Below are 19949 nucleotides of genomic sequence, written 5' to 3' on the forward strand. Positions count from 1 at the left end.
CCGCAAGCTGAGGAAATGATGAAAATGTTTCGGAACCTACGACCTGCCACGATTGCCGTGCCGCTGATGCTTGCTCTTTCGCTGGCCGCCTGCGGCGATCCCACCGCGCAGGATCAGGGAGAAACGGACGCATCGATGAGCGATCAGCCCGGCGTCGAAGTCGGCCCCGTTACGCAAGGTCAGGCACAGGCCGAAGCGAAGGAACTTGCCCTCCGGCTTGCCTCGGGCGATCTCGCGTCTTCGGAAGCAGCGGTCGCGCTCGAAGACCTCGACCGGGTGATCAACGACAACATCGTCGAATTCCCCGAAGACATGCGCGCCGGTCTTTCCGAAGACGTCGCATCCGCACGCGATGCGCTGACCGCCAATGATATGGAAGGCCTGCAAGAAGCGGCAACCCGGATCGAGAGCAAGCTTTCCGGTTCGGCAGCAACCCCCGCAGCCAGCTAAGTGGCCGGGGCCTCCCGGGATGCGGGATCGAGGGCGCTGGCCCGATCGATCACCGCCTCTGCTTAGGACTTTGATAGTGGGCTCTTTTCATCCCGGCAGGATCGTTGCAGGCCTGTGCCTTGCCATGATGACGGCCGGCGCGGCGCATGCGTCGTCCGGCATGGAACAAAGCTTCCTGCAGCCGATGGGCCCGGTAGCGGAGGAGCAATTCTCCCACCTTCTACGCGTGGTTGGGATCACCATGGTGGTGATCCTGCCCGTGCTGATCGGCGTGCCCTTCATCCTGTGGCGCTATCGCTATGCGAAGCCGAAGGGCGACTACACGCCCGAATGGGAATTTTCAAAGGCGCTCGAATGGGCCCTTTGGGGCGTGCCGGTGGTGGTCGTCCTCGTGCTGGCAAGCTGGCTCTGGTATTCGACCGAAAAGCTCGATCCCTATCGCGCGCAAGGGCCCGACCCCTTGCAGGTGCAGGTGATCGGGCTCGATTGGAAATGGGTCTTCATCTATCCCGAAGAAGGCATCGCCACGGTCAACGAACTGGCCGTTCCGGTCGGACGCCCGGTCGAACTGACACTGACGACCGACACGGTGATGCAGAGCCTGCTAATTTCATCGCTCACCGGCCAGATTTACGCGATGCCCGGCATGACGACGAAACTGAATTTCTCCGCCAGCCGCACGGGTGTCGCCGAGGGAGAGAATACGCAGTTCAACGGCGATGGGTTCGGCCTGCAGAAATTCACCGTTCGCGCTTTGGAGCCTGCCGATTATGCGGCTTGGGCTGCAGGCGGGTCGAGCGAGTTGACGCTGGACGAGGCGACTTACGCAATCCTGCGCCGACAGTCCGCACTGGCCGACGCGCGTGAGGAACTGGGGCTGGAAAGAAACGCTCAGCCGGTCATGATGACATTGGGCCGGCAAGGCATATTCGATCAGATCGTGGCCAAGTATCACGGGCGCGGCGACGGTAAGCGGCACGCGGACTGGGGCGGCACCGGTTTGCCCGCCGAGGGAACCGGAGGGGGCGAAAAGTGAGCCAGGATACCAGCCCCATCTTCGGCAACCTGAACTGGAACGTCACGCCCTACACCGATCTTTTGCGGGACGTGAACAGCAGCACGATAATCGGTGCGGGCGCGGCCAGCGTGCTCGTGCTGGGCGCTATCGCGACGCTGGCCCTGCTGACTTACATGCGCTGGTGGGGGCCGCTCTATCGCAACTGGCTGACATCGCCGGACGCGAAGAAGATCGGCATCATGTATATCGTGCTGGGCCTCGTCATGCTGGCGCGCGGCGTGATCGAAGGTTTCGTCATCCGCGCCCAACAGGCGACCGCGCTGGGCACCCTGACGCAGGAGCACAAGGTCGGCCTGGTCGCGCCCGACCACTTTGCCCAGCTGTTCAGTACGCACGGCACGATCATGATCTTTTTCGTGGCAATGCCGCTGTTGATCGGCCTCATCAACTTCGTGCTGCCGCAGCAACTGGGCGCGCGCGACATGGCCTTTCCAGTCCTGAACCAGGTCAGCCTGGGCCTGACCGCGGCGGGCGCGGGACTGGTCATGATCTCGCTGCTGATCGGCCAGTTCGGCACGGGTGGGTGGACGATGTATCCGCCCTATACCGGCATCGATTTCAGCCCCGGCGAAGGGGTCGATTACTGGCTTTGGGCGATCCTGATATCGGGCATGGGCTCGACGCTGACGGGCATGAATTTCGCCGTCACCATCTTCAAGGAACGCGCACCGGGCATGCATTTCATGCGCATGCCGCTGTTCTGCTGGACGAGCCTGTGCGTTGCCATCATGCTGATCTACGCCATGCCCGCGCTGACGGTGTCGAGCGGGATGCTGATGCTGGACCGCTATGCCGGTTTCCACTTCTTCACCAACGCTGCTGGCGGCAACATGATGAATTACGCCAACATCTTCTGGATGTTCGGCCACCCGGAAGTCTACATCCTGGTCCTGCCGGCCTTTGGCGTGTTTTCGGAAATCAGTTCGACTTATTCGGGCAAACGGCTCTACGGCTACACCTCGCTGGTAATCGCCAGCATGAGCATCGCGGTGATCAGCTTCACCGTCTGGCTGCACCACTTCTTCACCATGGGGCAGAGCGCCGGGGTCAACATCGCCTTCGGCATTGCCACGATGATCATCGGCATCCCGACCGGCGTGAAGATCTACGACTGGATGGCGACGATGTGGCGCGGCCGCGTGCGGATCACTGCGCCGATCGTCTACCTGACGGGCTTTTTCCTGCTGTTCGTGATCGGCGGACTGTCGGGCATCATTCTCGCCAATCCGTCCATCGATTACCAGGTTCACAATACGACGTTCCTGGTCGCGCACTTCCACAACGTGATCATCCCGGGCGTGCTCTACGGGATGCTTGCGGGCATCCATTACTGGTTTCCCAAGGCCTTCGGCTTTCGGCTCGATGAAACCTGGGGACGGCGTACGGCCTTCCTGTTCGTGGGCGGTTTCGTGTTCACGTTCCTGCCGCTCTACGTACTGGGGCTGATGGGAATGCCGCGCCGTTCCCCTACGTTCCAGAACCCCGATTTCATGCCGTGGATGTATATTGCCGCCTTCGGCGCGGTGCTGATGCTGTGCGCGCTTACCAGCCTGTTCTGGACGTTCTTCACCAGCTATCGCAACCGTATGGCGCTGGCCGTGCCGGGCGGAGATCCCTGGAACGGATCGACGCTGGAATGGTCGACGCCTGCCCCCGTCCCCGAATGGACGTTCCCGCGCATCCCCTACGTCGCGGCGCGAGACGACTGGGGCGAGCGTAAGCGCGCGGGCGACCCGTGGAAGGCGCCCCAGCAATATTGCGACATCGAAATGCCCGCGAACACCGCGCATGGCCTGCTGATTGCAGGCGCTGCCTTCGCCCTCGGCTTTGCGGCGATATGGCATATCTGGTGGCTCGTGATCCTGAGTTTTCTTGCCATCCCCGGCGTCCTTGCCCTTCGCGGCATGCGCGTGATCGAACCCAAAGTCATCTCCGCTGCCGAGGTGCGCGAAACCGATCAGCGTTTCCGCCATCTGGCAACCACCCTCGCCCCGATCACGCGTGCCGAGGAGGAAAGCGAGCGGAATAGAGGCGTTCCCGACATTTCGGAGTTTGCCGGATGAGTGAGAACAAGCTTTATCCCGGCCTCAACCTGGGTGACGGGCACGCCGAAGCGCACGAGCAGGCCGAAAGCACGGTGTTCGGCTTCTGGGTCTTCCTGATGAGCGATCTCATCATTTTCGGGATCCTGTTCGCAAGCTATGCCTCGTACCTCGATCCCATCGGCATAGCGGGCGGACCGGGCCCCAGCGACCTTTTCGACATCAAGAGCGTGGCGATCCAGACCGGGTTCCTGCTGTTTGGCGGCGTCGCCTATGGCGGGGTTTCGCTGGCCGTGAAGTACGAACACGGCCGCGGTAAAGTCATCGCCTGGCTTCTGGTTTGTGCCTTGCTCGGCGCGGGTTTCCTGTTCTTTGAAGTGAAGGACTTCATCACGCAGGCCGGCAAGGGCGGCGTGCCGCAGGCCAGCGGCTGGCTCAGTTCGTACTGGTTGCTGGTCGGCCTGCATGGATTTCACGTCTTTTCCGGGATTCTCTGGATCCTGACCTCGGTTGCGCAAATCGCGTTCCGCGGGCTGGACGATGTCGTGAAGGTCCGCCTTTCGATGCTGGGCGTGTTCTGGCACTTTCTCGACCTGATCTGGGTCGGGATCTTCTCCTTCGTATTCCTGGTGCCGCTCGCATGACAAAACCGAACACAGGAGAGCTCAGCCCGGAACAGGGCGCCCGCGAGGAGATCAAGAGCTACGCCGTCGGTTTCGTAGCCAGCTTGCTGCTAACCGCCGGGGCCTTTGTGGCCGTGCTTTCCGACTTGCCCTCGACGATAGCGATCGTCCTGATCTGCGTGGCCGCGCTGCTTCAGATCATCACGCATTTGCGCAATTTCCTGCATCTCAGTTTTTCCGGCAATCAGTCCCGCGAAGACCTGCTTCTCGTGCTGTTTTCGGCCGCGCTGCTGACGATCATGGCGGGCGGCACATGGTACATCATGTCCGATCTGAGCGCCCGCATGCATGGCACACCTGGCACCAGCGCGATGCCCCATGATGCCGCCAATCATTAATCGCCACGATCCGTGATCACGCGCAGTCATGCCGTCTTCACGCTGAACTTCGTGGCCGGCTGGGTAGACGCGGCTGGCTTTCTGGCGCTGGCCGGGGCGGTCCGGGCCTTCCCCTCTTTCATGAGTGGAAATTCGACCAAAGTGGTCGCGGACGTCGTTTCGGGCGACTTTTCGCTGGCCCGTCTGGTGACCGTCGTCGTGCTGGCCTTCATGGCGGGAGCCTTTATCGCCCGCCTGATCAACAACGGCACGCGCCGCCGGGAAAGTGCGGCATTGGCGGGCGTGGCCGGTGTCGTGTGGTTCGCCCTTGCCGGAGTTTTGGCCGGATGGTCCGATTATCCGGTCCTGCTGCTTTTGGCGCTGGGCATGGGGATGATCAACCGGGCGCTTCAGGGGCGTGACGGCTATACCGTTCTTACCTTTGTGACTGGCGCAATCGTAACGATCGCCTCGGATATTGCCGATGCCATCTCCGGGCGCGGGGAGTGGCGGCAAGTCCTTCAACCGCTCAGCATCTGGGGCGCGATCCTTTCGGGGGCGGCGGCAGGGGGCCTGCTGACCCTGAACGTCGGGCTGCATGCCGGTCTTTTCATCCCGGCCCTGATCATCAGCTTGTTGTCCATCGTCAACGCACTGGGCAAGCTGGAACCGGCCGAAGGTCCGCAGGACGGCCATCCCGCAGGTTTCAGGCAGCATGGCTGATCCCAAGAGCGGCGCGGTTACATCTCTTCCTTGAGGCCGGACCGGATCAGCCACCAATTCGGCAGATATGCGGTGGCAAAGCCTGCCAGCATGGCCACCTGCATCGCCGCCCAGAATACCGGGCTTCCCGCATCGATACTTTGCCCGAACCACGCGGGAAACAGCACGAAATGCGCCAGCCCCATGAAGCCGTACATGCCGACCTGCCAACTTGTGAGCGAGAGGACGTCCGCCTTGGCTGCGGCCTTTATCCCCTCACCCGGTGAAAGGTCGCGCATCGGTACGATGGCGAAATACTGGAACACGATGCCGGTCAGCAATGCGACCACGTAGTCCAGCGTCCACTGGGCGAAAATCTCGGTCGACCAGATCGTGCCGAGCCCGAAAAAGGTCAGCACGCCCGGCACGTAGTGGGCAAGGTTTTCGCAGAAAAGATCGGCCAGCGCGCAGCCGGCGCCGCAATGCAGTGTGCCCTTGGCGACAGTCGCCGCGAACGGCCCCTTTTCGCCCCCCGGCGCCGCATAAGTCCGGTAGAACCAGATCAGAAGCGGCCCGCCGAAAAGGGCGCACAGAGGCCATACGAAGCGCATGACCGTCATGCTTGGCGGATGGCGCAGCATTTCCCGCACCATGTAGACAGCGCATAGGACGCCAAGCGCCAGCAGCCCGATGGCGGCCATTTGTACCCCTGACGGAATCACGCTGACAGGCCCTTTCCTAAAGGCTTTTCAGAACCGCGGCTCAGCCCGCTTCTATCCGCACCGGGACGGACTTGGAGGCCGGTGTTTTCGAAATCTCGTCGTGATGTGTGATGGGGACCAGCACGTTGCATTCGGGGTAATAGCCCGCGATCGTGCCGCGCGGCAGCTTGTAGGCGACGAGCTTCAGCCCGCCCAGTTGCCGCTCCACGTCATCTCCGTCGTAATCGGTGACCAGCCGGACGGTATCGCCATCGGAAAGGCCTGCTTCGGCAATATCGTCCGGGTTCATCAGGACCACGTCGCGCGTGCCTTCGATCCCGCGGAAGCGGTCCGAATAGCCGTAGACGGTCGTATTGAACTGGTCGTTCGACCGCATGGTCAAGAGGCGATAACGCCCGGGCTTGTCCGCAAAGCCCAGCGAGGTCAGCTGCGCCGGGGTGGTGATGACCGCCTTGCCGCTGTCCGTTTTCCAGACGCGCTCGGCCGCCGGATTGCCGCGCCAGAAACCGCCGGGTTCGAACATGCGCTTGTTGAAATCGTGGAAGTCATGGGGATATGTCGCCTCGATCAGGTCGCGCACCAGCGAATAGTCGCCGGTCCATTCGTCCCACTTCAGCTTCGGATTGGGGTCTAGCGCAGCCTTCGCAATGCCGGTCACGATGGCAAGTTCACTCTTCAGGTGTTCGGAAGCCGGCGGGCGATGCCCGATGGAGCCATTGATCATCGAGAAACTGTCCTCGCTGGTCACTGCCTGATTGCCGGTCGCCTGCTCGTCGATCTCGGACCGGCCCAGGCAGGGCAGGATATAGGCCGCCTTGCCGGGATAGAGGTGGCTGCGGTTGAGCTTGGTCGAAACCATCACGGTCAGGTCCTGTGCGGCCCAGCCCTTCTCCATCCGCTTCTGATCCGGCACCGCGCGCACGAGATTACCGCCAAGCGAGATGAAGCCGCGCACCTTGCCATCGATCAGGCCCTGGACCGCATCGACGACGTGCATGCCGTCCTTCGTCGGCGGGTCGAAATCGAACAGCTGCTTCAACTTGTCGAGCGGCACGAGATGCGCCTTTTCGGCGATGCCGACGGTACGCTGGCCCTGCACATTCGAATGGCCGCGCACGGGACAGCACCCGGTGCCGGGACGGCCGATATTGCCCTTGAGCAGCAGCAGGTTGACCATCATCGCGATGTTCAGCGCGCCGTGCGTGTGCTGGGTAAAGCCCATGCCATAGACGCCGATGGTCTTTTCGGAATCGATATAGACCTGCGCCGCATCGCGCAGCGCCGCTTCGGTCAGCCCGCTCGACTTTTCGATATCGGCCCATTTCGCATCGCGGCAAAATGTGACAAATTCGTCGAAACCGGTGGTGTGCTGTTCGATGAAGTCGTGGTCGATCACCGCCTTCGTGCCATCGGCCCGCGCCTTGTCGTCCGCCTCGACCACGACCTTGCACAGACCCAGGATCGCGCCGACGTCGCCGCCCGACTGCAACTGGTGATACTGGTCGGAGATGATCGTCTCCTTGCCGGTCACCATCGCAAGCGGGTTCTGCGGATCGACGAACGAGACCAGGCCCTGTTCGATCACCGGGTTGAAAGTGACGATCTTGCCGCCACGATCCTTCAGGGCCTTGAGATTATGGAGGAAACGCGGGCTGTTGGTGCCCGGGTTCTGGCCGAAGTAGAAGAAGCAGTCGGTCTGATCCAGGTCGTCGAAAGTGACTGTGCCCACCGGCGAACCGATCACCTTGGTCAGGCCAACCGATGTGGTCTCGTGACACATGTTGCTGCTTTGCGGCAGGTTGTTGTTGCCATAGGCACGCGCCAGCAAGGCATAGAGATAGCTCGCCTCAAGCCCCGCATGTCCGGACGCGTAGAAGACAACGTCTTCACGCGGCAGGTCGCGCAGGATCGCGCCGATTTGGGCAAACGCGTCGTTCCATTCAATCGGGACATAACGATCCGATGCCGCGTCGTACCTCATCGGGTGCGTCAGACGGCCCGAAAGCTCCAGCTCGTGATCGGACCACTCGCGAAGTTCGGCGACGGTATGCCCCTCTGCTGCGAAGAATTCCGGGGTGCAGCGATCATGCGTCGCTTCCCACAAGGTCGCCTTGGCGCCGTTCTCGCAAAATTCGAAGGCCGAGTAGTTTGCAGGCTTCGGCCACGCGCAGGAAACGCACATGACGCCCTTCGGCTTGTTCAGGCGGCGCAGGCTGTCCAGCGCACCGGGCGATGCCCAGGTTTCGCCGTAGATACTGGCGATGCCTTTCATCGATCCCCAGCCACCCGCCGGGCCAGGAGCGTGGGGAAGATCCTTGGTTTCATCCGCCATATCGTCCGCCATCCTTCGCTCCTTCTTTTTCAGCTGATCGCAGCATGACCCGTGCGTACAAAGCCATGCTGCGCCTCTCCAACGCTGGAAGCAGGAATGCTATCCCGCTACTCTACGTGCAAGATTATTTTGTTTTTTCTGTAACTATCTTCGACGCGCCGATCGAGCTGAGCGACAGGGCGGCACATCCGCCATCCTCTGGCCCCGCCGCGCCCCTTCTAATCAGCAAGCGACGAGACGGCGGAGACAATCGGCTCTTCGCCCGCGATCAATTCGAACGTGAGATTTTCTGGAGCATCGTCCGTCGTGCAGGCAGCAAGCGTCGCGGCGACGTCGGAGCGCGCGATCTCTCCGCTCGGCAGTTTATCCGTGGCGGCGATCCTGACCTTTCCGGTTCCGCCATCATCGGTCAGGCTTGTGGGGCGCACGATTACATGGCGCAGCGAACTGGCTCTCAGGTAATCGTCGGCTGCGCCCTTGGCGACAAGATAATCGCGCAGTTCGTCCGGTCCGCGGTCAGGCTCTCCCGCCGCCATCGAACTCAGCATCACGAAGCGCCCGACGCCCGCGTCTTGCGCCGCGTCGACCAGATTGATCGCCCCATCGCGATCGACTTCCCCGACCGCCTTGCCGCCACTGCCCGCAGCGAAAACGACGACATCAGCATTCGAAACGGGTTCGCGCAGCGTCGACTTGTCCGTAATATCGGCGACGACCGGAACGCCCCCAGCGTCCCTGACACGCGCGACCTTATCCTCGGAATGGACGAGGCCGGTCACCTGGTGACCGCCATCGGCAAGCTCCTTAACCAGCTTGTTTCCGATGGCGCCGGCGGCCCCTGCGACGAGAATTTTCATGATGATCTCCTGAATTGGTTGCCCCTCTAACGATCGGGACATCCGTTTCTATCCGGACGGCGAGGACAAACTGGCCAAGGCGTGGCGGAACAACGCCCGCTTAGCGAACGCAACCCCGGCGCGCCACGCAGGGCGGTACCGCCGTTTTCGCCCACTCCCTTTCGGTTTCGGTGGGGATAATATCGAAACGCGGAAACCGCAGGCCCGATCAAGGGTTCGTCAGGCAAGGGGCGCTTATGCAACCCATGCCCCAGCCCGACAAAAAGGAACCGAGCGAATGAAAATCCTGATGGTTTTGACCAGCCACGACAAGCTGGGAGACACGGGCAAGAAAACCGGCTTCTGGCTCGAAGAATTCGCTGCACCCTATTATGTCCTCAAGGACGCAGGCCACGAGATCACGCTCGCCAGTCCGGCGGGCGGTCAGCCGCCGCTCGATCCCAAGTCCGACGAACCCGACGCGCAGACCGATGCCACCAACCGTTTCAAGAATGACGAGGCCGCACAGGCGCAACTCGCCTCGACCGAAAAGCTCGACACCATCGACGTCTCGAAATTCGACGGCGTCTTCTATCCGGGCGGTCACGGCCCACTATGGGACCTTGCGCAAAGCCCGGTTTCGAAGGCCATTATCGAGAATGCCCTCGCCGCGGACAAACCCGTCGCGCTTGTCTGCCACGCGCCCGCCGTTCTGAAAAACGTCACCGCACCCAGTGGTGATCCGATCGTCAAGGGGCGCAAGGTCACCGGCTTCACGAACCAGGAGGAAGAGGCCGTCGGCCTTACCGATGTCGTCCCCTTCCTGCTCGAAGACGTGCTGATCGAACAGGGTGGCACCTTTTCTAAGCAAGGCGTTTTCGAGCCTTACGTGGTGCAGGACGGACTGCTGATCACGGGGCAGAACCCGCCTTCCAGTGAACCGGCGGCTGAAAAGCTTCTGGAAGCGCTGAAAAAATAACGGGCTGGCACGGGGTGGCAGGTGTGTGGCGACGCGCTTGCCCCCGCCCTGCCCTGCCCGCCTGGACAAAGTCCGCCGGTCCCCTCAGACCCCCTTGCGGAACTCGGCAAGCTGCGCGGAATCGAAATACTCGTCGACGCGGGTGATCCTGCCATCGGCAACCGCACAGACGACGCAGGCCGGCATATTCAACCTTGCGCCATCATGCACGCGCGTGCCGCGCAGGACGTGCTGCTGCACGAAACCGCCGGGAAACACCTCGACCCGGCGATCGTCGTAAACGCGGTCCGCAATCCGCGACACCATGCCGGTGATGCCAACGCGATTGGCCTCGAGATTCTGGGTCTCCCCGTCCGTGTTGTGCCAGATTTCGACGTCCGGCGCGTAGCAGGCGGCAAAGCCCTCGATGTCGCCCTGTTCTATGCAATCGAAAAAGCGCCGGGCCAGTTCGCGCACGGATGCTGCGTCCATTCATCGATCTCCCGATAGGGCTGGCATGCACCGGTATCGTGCATGCCAGCCGTTCAAGCCTTCGGTCCGTTACCGGCCCGATGAGCGCGCGCCTTTCGGTCAGTAGGTGTAGCTGAGCTGGACCCCGTAAGTCTTCGCCTTGCCAAGATACCGCGCCGCCGTATCGGAGGCGTTTCGCACGTTCAGAACGTAATATTCGTTGAATATGTTCTTGCCATAGGCACCGATGCGCAAACGCCCATCATTGAACGTCATCCCGGCACGAACGTCGACAAGCGTATAGCTTGGCAGGCGGTTCTGGATAAGGTCTGCCGGATCGGCATTGACCGGGTTTTCGTCGCCGCCGATGACGGTCGTGGTGTCGGACTTGTAGTTGACGCTGCCGCCTACGTAGAGCGACGTGGCATCGGAGACTGGAACGTTGAAGGTCGGGTTGATGCTGAACTGCCATTTCGGCGTGAACGGAAGCCGCGTCCCGGCAAAATCGCCGGCGACGTTCGCGCCGTTGATGCCGGTGTAGCTGTCGATCTTGCCGTCGACATAAGTGACCGCGCTATCGATCGTCAGCCCCTCCACCGGACGGAAGCTCAACTCAAGCTCCCCGCCCCGGATCGAAGCCTCTGGAATGTTCAGCACCGCGTCGAGCGTGCCGAACGGCGGTGCGATGAACTTTCCGCGGACCTGCTTGTCCTTGTAGTCGTAATAGAACGCGGCACCGTTCAACTGGAGAATACGGTCCAGCAGCGTTGCCTTGAAGCCGCCTTCGTAAGCCATCAGCGACTCCTGCCGCACAGGCAGCATGTTGCGGAACGAACTTCCCGAAGCGGTCGCGAAGGACCCCGCCTTGTAGCCCTTTGCCGCGTTGGCATAGAACAGGAGGTCACGGCTGGGTTTCCAGTCGATACCGGCCCGCCACGACAGGTTATCCTCGTGCAGCGTGTCGGCATATTCGCCGGGCGCGCCGGGCTCTACCCCGTTAATCGTCTCGCCAAGATCGTTGGCCAGAAAGCACGTGCCGACCGGATAGGTGCCATAGGCGCCGCCCAGAACGATGTCGTAGAAAAAGCCGCCAGTATTGTTCGGCTCACCTGAGAAATCGGCGTTGCAGGTCCGGCCCTTGTTCTTGCTGTCGGTATAGCGCAACCCGCCCTTCAGGGTGACCGTGGGCACGACGTCGTATTCCACGTTTCCAAAGACCGCGAGGTTCGTGATCTTCTGGGTATTGCTGAAGGTCGACTGGCTGATCGGATATCCCAGCACCGCGCCAAGGAACAGGGTGTTGGACGAGGCGGAGAAGTCACCGTCGCCGCTCTGGTCGGTCTTGGAACGCTCGGCATTGCCGCCCACGATCCAGCGCACGTCCGATGCACCACCGTTGCTGAGGCGGAGTTCCTGGTTGATCGTCTTGATGTGCCCGACCTGGTCGTACTGACCCGCAGAGAACGGGGTGCCGTCGTAATCGACCACCTTGTGCGTCTTGTAGGTCGCAGCCGAAGTGAGCGAGGTCAGCGTGACGTCGCCGCCCAGCTCGATATCGGCGCGCAGCGATCCGTGCGCCATCCGCGTCCGGCCGGAAATCGAATCCACGTCCCAGTCGGCGTCTCGCGGATTGTCTGTCACCGGATAGGCGTCGGCATAATCGGTGATGAAACCAAATCCCGGCGGACGGGTGATGTGGAGGCCGATGAACTGTGCCGCCAGCGGGTCGCTGTCGTCGATCCACCCATTGACGTTCGCCTGAATGCGCACGGTTTCCGAAGGCTCGAAATCGAGCAGGAGGCGGCCCATGACGTTGCGGGTCTTGCCGTTGCGACCGTCAGGGCCATCGGGACGGCTGCGGCTGACCTGCCAGGCATCCCCTTGCTCGGTCCGCATGGCGAGCCGGGCTTTCAGCTTGTCGGTCAAGGGCCCGCTGACATAACCCTCGGCATTCACCTCGTTGAAGCGGCCGTAGCTGACCTGCATTCCGGCGGCCATGCTGTTGGTCGGCTTGGCCGTGACGTAGTTGATGGCACCGCCGGTCGAGTTCTGACCGAAAAGCGTTCCCTGCGGCCCTTTCAGCACCTCGATCCGCTCAAGATCGTAGGCCGAGTGGCTGGCGAGCACCGAAAACGCCAGCGGTGCCTGGTCCTGATAGACGGTAACCGCGGCAATCGCGCCGATCGACGCTTCGTTGAAGCCGACGCCGCGCAAGGTGAAGACCGGCGTATTCGTCGCGGTGTTCGCATAAGTAAGACCGGGCACCGAGTTCGCGATGTCCTGCAGCGAAGTCACCTGACGCTCGCGCAGTGTTTCGCCTGAAAGCACCTGCACGGTCAGGCCGACGTCGTTCAGGCGCTGCTCGCGCTTGTTCGCGGTGACGATGATCTCGCGCCCGATGACCGGCTCGGCCTCGGACGCTGTCGGAGCGGGCGCTGCGACACTGGCCTGCATCGCTTCGACCACGATCGATCCGGCGCTTGTCTTGCGGTAGGTGAGGCCCGTTCCCTGAAGCAGGCGGGACAAACCTTCTTCGACCGTCATCGTGCCGTTGAGCGCCCTTGCCCGCATGCCGCGTGTCAGGTCGCTTCGGAAGTAAATTTCCTTCCCGCTCTGCCGCGCCAGATCGGTCAGCGCCGTGCCTAGATCCTGTGCCGCGATGGTGTAGCTGACCCGCCTTTCGGCCTGCTGCGCACTGGCGACACCCGGAACAACTGCCAGGCTGGCGCACGCTGCCATGAAAGCGGCGCGCATACGGAGGTTGTCTTTGGTGAACCTCATCATTCCTCTCCCTCAAGTCCGAGTTTTCTCTGGACTGCATGACACGACGCATGACGGCGGCCGGACCGCAAAGAAAATTGATACCCCCCGCATCGCAGGCGTGTCAAAGCCGCCGCGCCGTCGCGGCACCTCATCGTGTCAGGCGAATACAGTGCAGCGCGCAGCCGCTATGCAGCAACCGCCATCCTCGCGCGCAGAGAGGGAATGAGGGTCGCCAGCAAGGCCGCGGCCAGCACCAGCGCGGCGGCCATGAATGTGAATCCCCATGCGAAATTGCCGGTCGAACTGACCAGGCGCCCGATTATCCAAGGGGCGAGCGCGCCGCCAAACTGGCCCATTGTATTTATCGCCCCGATAAAGGCACCGTTGCCCCCTTCAGGTGCCAGTTCCAGGACGATAGCGCCCAGCGAAGTGAAGCTGCCATAAAGGAAGAATGCCGCGCCCGAGAGCCCGGCAACCGATATGGCGAGGCTCGGAGCGGAGTAGGCCAGGTACAGCGACAGGGCCGCACCCAGGTAGCATGCGATCTGCATGTGCGCCCTGTAATGATAAAGGATCGCGCTTCCCAGCCAGCCCGACACCAGCAGTCCGACCAGCGCGAAGAAATACGGCACCGAACCGAGCAGACCCAGCTCCTTGATCTCGATGCCATGCGCGGAAGAAAGGTAGGAAGGCATCCAGCCGAGGTATCCCCAATAGGCGATATTGAAGAACACGAACATGCCGCCGATAATCCAGAGGTGCCGATTCATGGCGATTTGACGCAAGCTCGCGCCATTCTCCGAATTAGCGACCGGCCTGACCGTGCGCTGGGCCGGGATGAGGAAGTAGTTGATCGCACACGCGATCAGGGCCGGAATGGCGAGAAATCCGAATAACCACCGCCAATCCAGAATTCCCAGAAGGAAGCCGACGATCGGCCCGGCGATCATCGGCGCAATCGCCAGTGCAGACGTAGAGAACGCCAGCGCGCGGCTACGCTCTACAGAAGTGAAATTATCACCGATTGCCTTGAACACGCTGGAATTGGACAGCCCCTCCGAAAGCCCAAACAGCAGCCGGACGAAGACAAAGGCACCAAGCGTCGCGACAAGGCCGGTGAGGCCGGTGAAAAGAGCCCACAGGATCGGGGTGATGATCAGGACAGGCCGTACGCCCCAGCGATCCGCGAACATGCCGCCCGGCAGATGGCCCATCATGTAACCGATAGAGAACGACGACAGCACGAGCCCGAACTCCTCGTAGCTCAGCGCCATACCGACCATGATCGCCGGCGCGGCAAAGCTGATCGCGATGCGGTCGATGTAATTGACGATCTGAAAGTACCAGAGCGCTCCGAGTAGCTTGGATTTCGCCTGCATCATCTTCCTGACTTTTTTATTCTTGATATCGGCTCGAAGCTTCAGGGAAGCCTCGGCAAAACAACGTCACCAAATTCATCTGGCCAGGTCTCGGCCTAATTGCGCAGGGTAAGGCGCGGCGCTCCGTTTTCGGCGTGCATGACTTCGATGGGAAACATTTCGCGCAGGGCCTGCGAAAAATGTTCGGGATCGTTCGACTGGAAAACACCTGTCACGCGGTAATCGCCGATCTTGCGGTCGGCGATCGTGATCGGCTTTGCGGTGTAGCGGTTGACCTCCGCCACCGCCTCGTGAAGCGGCGTGTCGTTGAATACCAGCAACCCGCCTTTCCAGGTCGCCACCTGCCGCGTGTCAATCGGCGTGACGGCAAGCGGCCCGATCGGCTCGATCACCAGGGATTCCCCTGCCGACAGCGAAAGTTCGCGGATCGGCTGTCCGACCTTCGCGGCGTCAGGCCCCGGCGCGGCGCGGACGCGGACCGAGCCTTCGATCATCGCGACCTCCACGTCCTCTCCTTCGATACGCACATTGAAAGTCGTGCCCGTCGCCGTGATCAACTGGCCCTTGGCATAGACCTCGAACGGGCGCGGATCGCCATGCGCCACTTCGAAAAGGGCTTGGCCTTTCACGAGATGGATCGCGCGCGCCGTGCCGCCGAAATCGACCCGCAACTCGCTTCCGGTGTCCAGTGTCGCGACCGACCGGTCCGGCAAGACGATCGATTTCCGCTCGCCCAGCGCCGTGCGATAGACATCGACCGGGGCATGGACCACCTGGCCGATCTCGGGCTTCGGCGTGCTGACCAAGGGCTGCTGGTGACCGGCCCAGATCGCCCATAGCGCGACCGATGCCGCAATCGCGGTAATCGCGCTCACCCACCTGCGGACGGTTTGCTGCCCCCCGCCGCTGGCCGCCAGGGCCGACTGCCGCATTTCCAGCAGTTCAGGCTCACCAGCATGCCGTGCCATCGCGTCCAACGCGTGCAGGGCATTGTCATAGGCGACGATGTGCGCCTCATCCTCGCCCAGCCAGTTTGCCAGCCGGTCCTGATCCGCTGTGCTGAGCGGGCTCTGCTCCTGCAGCAAGACCCATTTCGCCGCCGTATTGCTGGCCTCGGCCGGTCGTCCCGGACGCCTGATCTGCACCGCGCTCATCTCATTCGCTCAAGCTTTTCGGCAAGCCATGCGGTTGCCTGTGTGATCTGGAGTTCGACAAGCCGCTTCGAGATACCCAGCTGTTCGGCAATGGCGCTTCGCGGCATGTCTTCCAGCCGCGCGAGGATGAAGACGTTGCGCATCCGCGTCGGCATTTCGTTGAGCGCGGAAACCACCGCGCCCAGCTCCTCGCGCCCCTCTGCGATCCGTGCCGGGGTAAACTCGTCATTGTTGGCCTGTGCTTCGCCTTGAGCGGTCTGCAGGTATTCGCGCCGCACGCTTCTGCGCCGGAAATAGTCCATGGCGATGTTGCCCGCCGCCGCGAACAGGTACCCCTGCGGATTAGCAACGCCGTCAAGCGCGCCATGGCGGACCAGCCTGGCGAACACTTCCTGAACCAGATCGTGCGCGCTTTCGGGGTCGATCCCGCGTCTTGCGAAATAGCGCAGGAGCGCCCCGTGATAACGGCGCGAAAGATCTTCGACGGCAGCGCCGTGATCAATACCTTCATCTCTCGCTCGCTCGTTATCCATTGCGGACGGAAGTTCTCCCCTCTCCCTGCTCAAGTCGAAAGACGCACGCCGCGCCCTTCTCCGCAAACTTAAATGAGAACGAGAAAATTCATAGGGCGCTAAATTGTCAGTTTTGCCGGGCGCGGGGGTCGCGTTCCTTGATGGGGGACTGGACTACCCCTAACGGCGCCGCGCATTCATGCGACGGACGATACTCCGTGCCATGACGAACAAAGCGAGCGCGGCGAGGACTGCGAGAACGACAAATGACAAATGCACCCGCCCGAACAGAGCTTCGATCGCCTGCCCGAAAAAATACCCCAGCGTAACAAAGATCACGCCCCACAACAGAGCGGCCGCTGCATTGATGATGGCAAATCGGGATCCACGAAGGTTGGTCGTACCGATTGCCAAAGGGCTGATCGTGCGCAGGCCGTAAAGAAAGCGGAAAGCGAAAACGAAACCCACCGGATGCCGTTCGAACACCAACAGCGCCCGCTTGAAGCCCGGCCTTGCACTCACCTTGCGAACGTAAGCGGAGTCGCGAAAACGGCGCCCCAAGGTGAAGAAGAACTGGTCTGCCAGAAACGAACCAAGCGATGCCGCAAGAACGGCCGGGATGAACGAGAACAGACCCCGGTGCACCAGCATTCCGCCAAGAATGGTGGCCGTTTCCCCCTCAAGCCCCGCACCTGCGCCAAGCGCCCAGAGGCCATATTGCGCAAGAAATTGTTCTATCTGCATCGGGACGGTTCATGCCCTCCCCCGGATTTCCATCCGCGCGATGCGATAATCCCGGTCAGGAAAGTGAAGGCAGCGCCAGCGAACAGGCTCACCGATCCGAAACCGGCGGAGGCGTTTCACTCGACGGTGCATCCGTTGCGTCGAGCTGTCCGCTCAACACGACGTTCTGATAGGAATAGGGGATTTCGATCCCGGCTTCGTCGAACCGTTTCTTGATCTGTTCGAGCAAGTCGTGTTCGACCGATGCGGCAGTTCCCGCATCCGGGCACCACGCGCGAAGAGAAAGGTCCACGCTCGACCCGCCGAGGTTGATCACCGGACACCCGACGATCTCCTGCACGTCACCATGCGCCTGCGCCAGTTCAAGGGCGATCTGGCGGGCCTTGTCGATGTCGGAGCTGTAGCCGATCGAGAATGGCAGCGACATCATGACCCTGAGATCGATCGAAGTCAGGTTGATCATGATCTGGTTCGAAATCGTCCCGTTGGAAATGACGATCCGCCGATTATCGAAAGTTCGCAGCACGGTGTAGCCGAGCGACAGATCCTCCACGATCCCCGTTTCAAGCCCCGTCGGGGTCGTCAGCTGCAACCGGTCGCCGCGGCGGAATGGCTTGTAGATGACGAGGCTGATGCCCGAAACCAGATTGCCCAGCGTCGACTGCGCGGCAAATCCGATCACGACCGACACGATGCTGACCCCTGCAAGAAGCGATGTGGTCAACTTGTTCAGCGAGGGGACGAGATGCGAGTACAACAGCGCCAGAACGACCCACATGATGAAAGTCGCAAGGTGCTGGACGAAGCTGATCGTCATGCGATCGATCCGCTCCTTCGGATCGTGATCGATCACCGTGACGAGCGCTCGGCGCACGACCCAGCGCAAGACGAAGCCGAACACCAGGAACAGGATGCCGAGCGCGAAGGCGCCCCAAAAATGGCTGGCGTTGAAAAAACCGGTCAGATCGCTCAGCACCGGCGGCCCACCCGCACCCGATGCCGCGGTTGTCGCTTTCGCAGCGGGGGTATTCTGGGTCGCGATCAATTCAAGAGCCATATGGCGGTGCGATAAACTGTGCCCGGTGTCTGCAACAAGGAAAATTATCTTCGGGGGGGGGGGGGGCTGAAACCCGGATCGTGCTAGATCGACCCGGCAACAATTCGAGCCATCGGCAAGGCCGCTTTAGAATACCGCCGCGACGATCGTCAGGAAATTGTCGGCAAACCGGCGCGGGATCGGGCGACCGGTGGCGGCATCGCGGTCGATCTCGACTGCATTTTCGAGCCAGCGAGACTGACGATCCAGCACTTGTGCGGCAAGGTCGGCAGACTGGCAAAGGATGCTGTTCTCGAAATTGAGATCGAGGCTGCGGCGGTCCATGTTGGACGAACCGATCAGCACGAGACTCCCATCGGAGACGAGCGTCTTGGCGTGCAGCATTCCTCCGCAATATTCGAAGATGCGAACCCCGGCCCGCGCGAGCACCGGGTAATAGGCCCGGCTGATCGCGCCGACGATCCGGCTGTCGTTCCGACGCGGGAAGATGATGCGGACCTCGACACCGCGCCGCGCAGCCGCGACGATCGCGGCGATCAGTGGCGGATCGGGCGCGAAATAGGGGGTCGTGATAGTCACCTTGGCCTGAGTTTCGGCGAGCACGGACACGAACATGTCGGTCATCGTACCGCGCGACGAAAGCGGCCCCGTGCCGGTCGCGATGGCGGCGAACCCGTCGGCCGATGGCGCCGGTGGATCACTGCCCATGACCGGACGCAGATCCTCCCCCGTTTCGAGGGTCCATGCCGCAGCGAAGATAAGGTCGGCCTGCCGCGCCACGGGCCCTTCGAAGCGCACGAGGATATCGACCCACGGGGCAAAGCGTCGTTTGACGAGGAAGGCAGGATCGGCGCAGTTCTGACTTCCGCCATAAGTGATGCGCCCGTCGATGACCGCGATCTTGCGGTGGTTACGCAGATCGGTGCGGCGCCCCACCAGGATGCCCAGCCCAAGAGGAACTTCGAGCAAGCTGCACAGATGCGCGCCGGCCTCGCGCATCGATGTCCAGTGGGCGGAGCGGATCAATGCGCGCGAACCGATCGCATCGGCCGCAACACGGCAGGTCACGCCTCGCCGAGCAGCGCGGCAGACCGCCTCCACCACTTTCGTGCCGTTGTTGTCACCAAGCCAGATATAGAACGACAGGTGAACCCTGTCTTCCGCCGCATCAATATCCGCCACGAGCATGTCGATCGCCGTGTCGGAATCGGGAGTAAGACGTGCCGTGTTCCCGGTAGAAACCGGCCAGCCGGATGCCGCCTCGAACGTCCGGAACGCATTGGCGGTCAAGCCGGTCGCCCCGCCGCCTTGGGCCAAGCGAGGGGCGAAGGATTGCAGCTCTTCCTCGATACGTTTGCAACGCTGTCGGAAGCTTTTCGAAATCCATGGCTCGCCGAAAAGAAGGTAAAGAACGACGCCTGCCACGGGAACGGAAATCAGCAGCAGCAACCACGCCGCTCGTGCATAGGAATCGCGCCCGTCGAGCAGGATCGCCCTGAAGATCACGGCGAGATGAAGCGCCACGACGATCATCCATTGGGTCGTGTCCAGATCGATCAAATTCGCGTCACCCTGCCAGCCTCATCTTCAACGCATGCCTCTTTCGTAGCGTGGCGGTCAAACTTCCTTTGCTGGCCCGCGACAGGCGGTGATCTTTTCGGAAAGATGCATCGTCCGGGGATTGTGCCGAACCTCGCGCCCCGTGGCGGTTCCGACCCGTCAGGTTTTGAGCTAAGCAGGGCGCGTAGC

Annotated in this window: 18 protein-coding genes; 7 read left to right on the top strand and 11 right to left on the bottom strand. The window is 61.8% G+C overall.

The window, feature by feature from the left end:
* The first annotated feature begins 24 nt into the window (after positions 1-24).
* The 6 genes from FAX90_RS13240 (at position 25) to FAX90_RS13265 (ending at position 5293) form a co-directional block, all read left to right on the top strand.
* Complete coding sequence (locus tag FAX90_RS13240; protein WP_144097907.1) at positions 25-450, top strand: hypothetical protein; 426 nt, start codon at positions 25-27, stop codon at positions 448-450.
* A 124-nt stretch (positions 451-574) separates the two neighbouring features.
* The gene (locus FAX90_RS13245) at positions 575-1486 is read left to right on the top strand and encodes a cytochrome c oxidase subunit II (RefSeq protein ID WP_205700698.1); all 912 of its coding nucleotides are present in this window, start codon (positions 575-577) and stop codon (positions 1484-1486) included.
* Positions 1483-3591, top strand: a complete 2109-nt coding sequence (locus FAX90_RS13250) for a cbb3-type cytochrome c oxidase subunit I (RefSeq protein WP_144097908.1) — start codon at positions 1483-1485, stop codon at positions 3589-3591. Before FAX90_RS13245 ends, FAX90_RS13250 begins: the two co-directional genes overlap by 4 nt.
* Positions 3588-4214 (top strand): cytochrome c oxidase subunit 3, encoded by a 627-nt coding sequence (locus FAX90_RS13255; protein ID WP_144097909.1) that lies wholly within the window; start codon positions 3588-3590, stop codon positions 4212-4214. The genes FAX90_RS13250 and FAX90_RS13255 overlap by 4 nt, the downstream gene beginning before the upstream one ends.
* Positions 4211-4591: a cytochrome o ubiquinol oxidase subunit IV gene (locus FAX90_RS13260; RefSeq protein ID WP_144097910.1), complete on the top strand. Its 381-nt coding sequence runs from the start codon at positions 4211-4213 to the stop codon at positions 4589-4591. Before FAX90_RS13255 ends, FAX90_RS13260 begins: the two co-directional genes overlap by 4 nt.
* A 12-nt stretch (positions 4592-4603) precedes the next feature.
* The gene (locus FAX90_RS13265; protein WP_144097911.1) at positions 4604-5293 is read left to right on the top strand and encodes a YoaK family protein; all 690 of its coding nucleotides are present in this window, start codon (positions 4604-4606) and stop codon (positions 5291-5293) included.
* 17 nt (positions 5294-5310) lie between these two features.
* Here the strand turns inward: FAX90_RS13265 and FAX90_RS13270 are convergent, their stop codons facing one another.
* The 3 genes from FAX90_RS13270 to FAX90_RS13280 form a co-directional block, all read right to left on the bottom strand.
* On the bottom strand, positions 5311-5973 hold the full coding sequence (locus tag FAX90_RS13270) for a DUF4396 domain-containing protein (RefSeq protein ID WP_144097912.1): 663 nt from the start codon (positions 5971-5973) through the stop codon (positions 5311-5313).
* A gap of 61 nt (positions 5974-6034) precedes the next feature.
* Positions 6035-8338: an FdhF/YdeP family oxidoreductase gene (locus FAX90_RS13275; RefSeq protein ID WP_205700699.1), complete on the bottom strand. Its 2304-nt coding sequence runs from the start codon at positions 8336-8338 to the stop codon at positions 6035-6037.
* 206 nt (positions 8339-8544) lie between these two features.
* Entirely contained in the window at positions 8545-9183 is a 639-nt protein-coding gene (locus tag FAX90_RS13280) for an SDR family oxidoreductase (RefSeq protein ID WP_144097914.1), read from the bottom strand.
* A gap of 277 nt (positions 9184-9460) precedes the next feature.
* Here FAX90_RS13280 and FAX90_RS13285 point away from each other — a divergent pair, with 277 nt between their 5' ends.
* Positions 9461-10141 (top strand): type 1 glutamine amidotransferase domain-containing protein, encoded by a 681-nt coding sequence (locus tag FAX90_RS13285; protein WP_144097915.1) that lies wholly within the window; start codon positions 9461-9463, stop codon positions 10139-10141.
* An 84-nt stretch (positions 10142-10225) separates the two neighbouring features.
* Here the strand turns inward: FAX90_RS13285 and FAX90_RS13290 are convergent, their stop codons facing one another.
* The 8 genes from FAX90_RS13290 to cls all read right to left on the bottom strand — a co-directional run bounded on the left by FAX90_RS13290 (position 10226) and on the right by cls (position 19760).
* Complete coding sequence (locus tag FAX90_RS13290) at positions 10226-10612, bottom strand: nuclear transport factor 2 family protein (protein ID WP_144097916.1); 387 nt, start codon at positions 10610-10612, stop codon at positions 10226-10228.
* Between the two features lie 99 nt (positions 10613-10711).
* On the bottom strand, positions 10712-13372 hold the full coding sequence (locus FAX90_RS13295) for a TonB-dependent receptor (protein WP_170234980.1): 2661 nt from the start codon (positions 13370-13372) through the stop codon (positions 10712-10714).
* 167 nt (positions 13373-13539) lie between these two features.
* Positions 13540-14736: an MFS transporter gene (locus FAX90_RS13300; protein WP_144097918.1), complete on the bottom strand. Its 1197-nt coding sequence runs from the start codon at positions 14734-14736 to the stop codon at positions 13540-13542.
* A gap of 92 nt (positions 14737-14828) precedes the next feature.
* Positions 14829-15887 (bottom strand): FecR family protein, encoded by a 1059-nt coding sequence (locus tag FAX90_RS13305; protein ID WP_144097919.1) that lies wholly within the window; start codon positions 15885-15887, stop codon positions 14829-14831.
* On the bottom strand, positions 15884-16420 hold the full coding sequence (locus tag FAX90_RS13310) for a sigma-70 family RNA polymerase sigma factor (protein ID WP_144097920.1): 537 nt from the start codon (positions 16418-16420) through the stop codon (positions 15884-15886). The genes FAX90_RS13305 and FAX90_RS13310 overlap by 4 nt, the downstream gene beginning before the upstream one ends.
* A 159-nt stretch (positions 16421-16579) precedes the next feature.
* Complete coding sequence (locus tag FAX90_RS13315) at positions 16580-17143, bottom strand: DedA family protein (RefSeq protein ID WP_144097921.1); 564 nt, start codon at positions 17141-17143, stop codon at positions 16580-16582.
* A gap of 88 nt (positions 17144-17231) precedes the next feature.
* Positions 17232-18200: a mechanosensitive ion channel family protein gene (locus tag FAX90_RS13320; RefSeq protein WP_170234981.1), complete on the bottom strand. Its 969-nt coding sequence runs from the start codon at positions 18198-18200 to the stop codon at positions 17232-17234.
* A gap of 126 nt (positions 18201-18326) precedes the next feature.
* Positions 18327-19760, bottom strand: coding sequence for a cardiolipin synthase (gene cls / locus FAX90_RS13325; RefSeq protein WP_144097922.1), 1434 nt, complete (start codon positions 19758-19760; stop codon positions 18327-18329).
* Positions 19761-19949 lie beyond the last annotated feature (189 nt).

The organism is Croceicoccus sediminis (genome assembly GCF_007570835.1).
GTDB classification, from domain to species: Bacteria; Pseudomonadota; Alphaproteobacteria; order Sphingomonadales; family Sphingomonadaceae; genus Croceicoccus; species Croceicoccus sediminis.